At 74.7% G+C, this 3,943-nt stretch carries 3 protein-coding genes and 1 pseudogene; 2 read left to right on the forward strand and 2 right to left on the reverse strand.

Annotated features, from left to right (window positions below; all coding sequences use genetic code 11):
- Positions 1 to 273 (reverse strand): annotated as a pseudogene (locus HF577_RS36765) (hypothetical protein); the annotation flags it as partial.
- A 268-nt stretch (positions 274 to 541) separates the two neighbouring features.
- On the opposite strand from HF577_RS36765, the gene malQ reads away from it, so the two are divergent.
- Positions 542 to 2,488 carry a 4-alpha-glucanotransferase gene (gene malQ, locus HF577_RS36770; RefSeq protein WP_312859624.1) on the forward strand — a complete coding sequence of 649 codons (1,947 nt, stop codon included), beginning with the start codon at positions 542 to 544 and terminating at the stop codon, positions 2,486 to 2,488.
- A 56-nt stretch (positions 2,489 to 2,544) separates the two neighbouring features.
- A complete protein-coding gene (locus tag HF577_RS36775) occupies positions 2,545 to 2,910 on the forward strand; it encodes an RNA-binding S4 domain-containing protein (RefSeq protein ID WP_169400613.1) in 366 nt (121 codons plus the stop codon).
- Positions 2,911 to 2,916: 6 nt separating this feature from the next.
- On the opposite strand, the gene HF577_RS36780 is transcribed toward HF577_RS36775, so the two are convergent.
- Complete coding sequence (locus HF577_RS36780; RefSeq protein ID WP_312859625.1) at positions 2,917 to 3,816, reverse strand: DMT family transporter; 900 nt, start codon at positions 3,814 to 3,816, stop codon at positions 2,917 to 2,919.
- Positions 3,817 to 3,943 lie beyond the last annotated feature (127 nt).

Genomic DNA, 3,943 nt, shown 5'->3' on the forward strand with positions numbered 1-3,943 from the left:
GGTCCGGGGCCGGTCGGGCCCGACGGTGACCGGACGCGGTGGCGGGGGCTCGGGCGGGCCGGCCCTGTCCGGTGCGGCGGCGTCCCGCCCACCGGTCTGCACCGCCACAGCAGCGGGAACAGGCGATCCGCTGCTCTCGGCCCGGAGCCGGACGAGGTCGGCGACGGTCCTCGGGCGGTTCGCGTCGGCGCCGGCCGTCCTGCTGCGCAGGAGCATGACCACACCCACGGCCACGACGGCGACACCCACTGCGATCAGACCCAGCGTGCTCATCCCGGCAGTCTCCCGCTCCCCCGTCACCACCCCATGACCCCCGGTGACAACGATCATGCGGCCGGGACCACCATGGACGCACGTGCGCTGCGGGAGTACCGGGCGAATAGCCCAGCCAGGAACCTAGCACTCGAAGAGTGCCTCGATCAGGTAGTGGTGGGTGGGTTGTTACCACTGGTAATGCCACCGCCGCGTGATCTCGGCGTGACGGCATGCGGGATCTCCCCCTGATCGGGGTAGATCACGCGCGGTGCGGGAACGGAGCGGTGTGGACACAGAGCTGAGGGAGCTGGCCGCTGCGCACGGCGTGGCGACGGAGTACCGCGACGGCAGCCGGCGGCCGGTACAGGTCGATCCGGAGGTCGTGATCCAGGTGCTCGGCCTGCTCGACGTCGACGCCGGCAGTCCCGAGGCACGGCGGGCCGCACTGGCCACGGCGCGCGCGGCTGCCGCTGCAGGGAGGCCGCCCGGCACGATCGCGGCGCGCACGGACCGGCCGCGCCCGTTGCCTGTCCCCGGTGTGCTGGTCGACGAGCGGGGCGCGCGACGGGAGGTCACCGAGATCCCCGCCGGGTTGGAGCCGGGCTGGTACCGGCTCGAGACGGGCGACCAGGAGGTGACCGTCGTCGTCGCACCGCCTGCGCTCGATCCCTCCCCACGCGCCTGGGGCTGGATGCTGCAGCTCTACGCGCTGCACTCGGCGGGCTCGTGGGGCATCGGCGACCTCGGCGACCTGCGGGAGTTCACCGCCTGGACGGGATCCGAGCACGGCGCGGGCGCGGTGCTGCTCAACCCGCTGCACGCGATCACGCCGGTACCACCGGTGCAGCCGTCGCCGTACACGCCGTCCAGCAGGCGCTTCGGCACCCCGCTGGCGCTGCGTGTCACCGACCTCGAGGCCTACCGCCGCGCCGACGGTCCGACTCGGGCCGAGGTCGACGCACTCCGCCCGGAGACGGCGGGCGGGGAGATCGAGCACGACCGGGTGTGGGCGGCCAAGCGTGCCGCGCTCGAGCTGCTGTGGCGCTCCGAGGGCCGTCCCGAACCCCGCGACGCGGACGCCGACCTGTGGGAGTTCGCCACGTTCTGCGCGCTGGCGGAACGTTTCGGCGGCCGCTGGAGCTTGTGGCCGGAGGAGCTGCGGCACCCGGACGCACCCGGCGTGGCCGCGATGCGCAAGGAGCTCGGCCCGCGGGTGGCGTTCCACGCCTGGGTGCAGCAGCAGGTGCAGGCGCAGCTCGCCGGCGTGCGGGACGCCGCGCGGGCCGCCGGCGTGCGCGTGGTGCACGACCTGGCCGTCGGATGCGACCCGCAGGGCGCCGACGGCTGGGCGCTGCAGGAGGTGCTCGCCCTCGGGGTGCGGGTGGGCGCTCCGCCGGACGCGTTCAGCCAGCAGGGGCAGGACTGGGGGCTTCCCCCGTGGCGCCCGGACCGGCTCGCTGCCACCGGGTACGCCGCGTACCGCGACCTGCTGCGCGCGCTGCTCCGGCAGGCCGACGGGCTGCGGATCGACCACGTCGCCGGCCTGTGGCGGCTGTGGTGGGTGCCGCCGGGAGAGTCGGCCGACCGCGGCACCTACGTCCACTACGACGCCGAGGTCATGCTCGCGGTGCTCACCCTCGAGGCGCACCGGGCGGGGGCGCTGGTGATCGGTGAGGACCTGGGCACCGTCGAGCCGGAGGTCACCGAGGGGCTCGCGGAGAAGGGGATGCTCGGATCGTCGGTCCTGTGGTTCACCCGCGATCTCGACGCACCCGGCGAGCCGCTGCTGCCTCCGGAGCGCTGGCCGGAGGAGTCGGTGGCCACGGTGTCGACGCACGACCTGCCGACGGCCTCGGGCTTCCTGCGGGGCGAGCACGTACGGGCGCGCGCCGAGCTGGGCCTGCTCGACGACGTGGCGGCCGAGGAGGCCAGGGCGCGCATCGACCGGCTGGAGCTGGTGGAGCTGCTGCGGGGCGAGGGTCTCGTCACCGGCGAGGAGCCGGGTGAGGACCAGCTGGTGGTCGCGATCCATGCGCTGCTCGCCCGTAGCCGGTCGCGGCTGGTGCTCATCTCCCCCTACGACGTCGTGGGAGAGGTACGCCAGCCCAACCTGCCGGGGACGGTCGACGAGTACCCGAACTGGCGGCTGCCGCTGCCGGTCTCGCTCGAGGAGCTCCGCGAGGATCCCCGCGTGCGGGTCGTGGTCGACCAGCTGCGCATCCGTCGCCCGTGAGGCTGTGAGACTGTGCGGCTGTCGCGTTGCGGGGCGGCGGCGGCCATCATCGGGGCGTGGAGTCGACTCGACTGGACCGCTGGTTGTGGGCGGTGCGCCTGACCAAGACCCGCCCGGATGCCGCGTCGGCCTGCCGCGGCGGGCACGTGCGGGTGAACGACCGCCCGGCGAAGCCGGCCACCCTCGTGCAGCCCGGTGACGAGGTACGGGCGCGGGTACACGACACGACCCGGATCGTGGAGGTCGTCCGGGTGATCCAGAAGCGAGTGGGTGCCGCTGAGGCGGCCACCTGCTTCATCGACCGCACCCCGGCGCCGCCGCCCGAGGCCGCCATCCCCGTGGCCCGGCGGGACCGCGGCGCCGGGCGGCCCACCAAACGGGAGCGCCGCATCCTCGACGAGTTCCGCGCCGGAGGGCATTGACTGCCGTCAGGACGCCGGCGCCACCTGCACGACCGGCTCCCGGGTGCGTTCACGCAGGCCCAGTGCGGTGACCGACAGGACCACCACGGCCAGGCCCAGCCACTGCGTCGGGCTCAGCTCGGTGCCGAGCAGGCCCACCCCCACCAGCGTGGCGGTCACGGGGAACGCGAGCTCGGCGAGAGTCGCGCGGGCGGCAGCGGTGGAGCGCAGGCCGAGGTAGTACAGCGCCAGCCCGAGCAGGCCGGGGATCAGCGCGAGGAGCACGAGCGGGCCGAGCTGGGCCGGGGTGACGGCGACGGGTGCGCCCTGCGCCGCGAGCACGATCGCGCTGGCCGGCAGCCCGATCGCGAACCGGAGCACGGTGACGTCGCGGCTGGCGATACGCACGCTCACCATCCGGCCGAGCACGGTGCCCACGGCCCACAGCGCGGCCGCACCCACCGCCAGCAGTGCGGCGGCCACCGCCTTCGGGGCAGCCGAGAACGGGTCGGCGAAGGCCATCAACCACGCCCCGGCGAGCGCGGGCACCGCGAACAGCCAGTACCGCCCGCGCACCCGTTCCCCGAGCAGCAGGGCCGCCGCCACCACGGCGATCACGGGCTGGAGCTTCTGCAGCACGAGCGGTGTGACCGGGTCGCCGAGCTGGAAGGCCTGCGTGAACAGCGCCGTCGCCACGGCGGACGCGCCGGCGCCGATCAGGACCAGCGCGGTGCGCTCCTTGGGGGTGGCCGAGCGGAAGGCCCGCACCGCGGAGGGCAGGAAGGGCACCAGCACCAGCACGATCAGCAGGTGCTCCCAGAACACGATCGTCGCTGCCGGGAGCTGCCCGGCGAGCGGCTGGCGGAGCAGGCCGTCGGTACCCCACAGCGCCGCCGCGACCGCGATCAGCCAGGTCCGGTCGGGCACGCCTCCACGTTGATCCACATGGCACCCAACGCAGGCGGCGCGCGATCCATACCCGCAGCCGATCACGAGCCGGCCGGTGGAGCACAGGTGGTCTGGCGCGGCCCGGCCCCACCCCGCCTCCCCCCCG

The organism is Pseudonocardia xinjiangensis (assembly GCF_012911925.1).
GTDB lineage: Bacteria > Actinomycetota > Actinomycetes > Mycobacteriales > Pseudonocardiaceae > Pseudonocardia > Pseudonocardia xinjiangensis.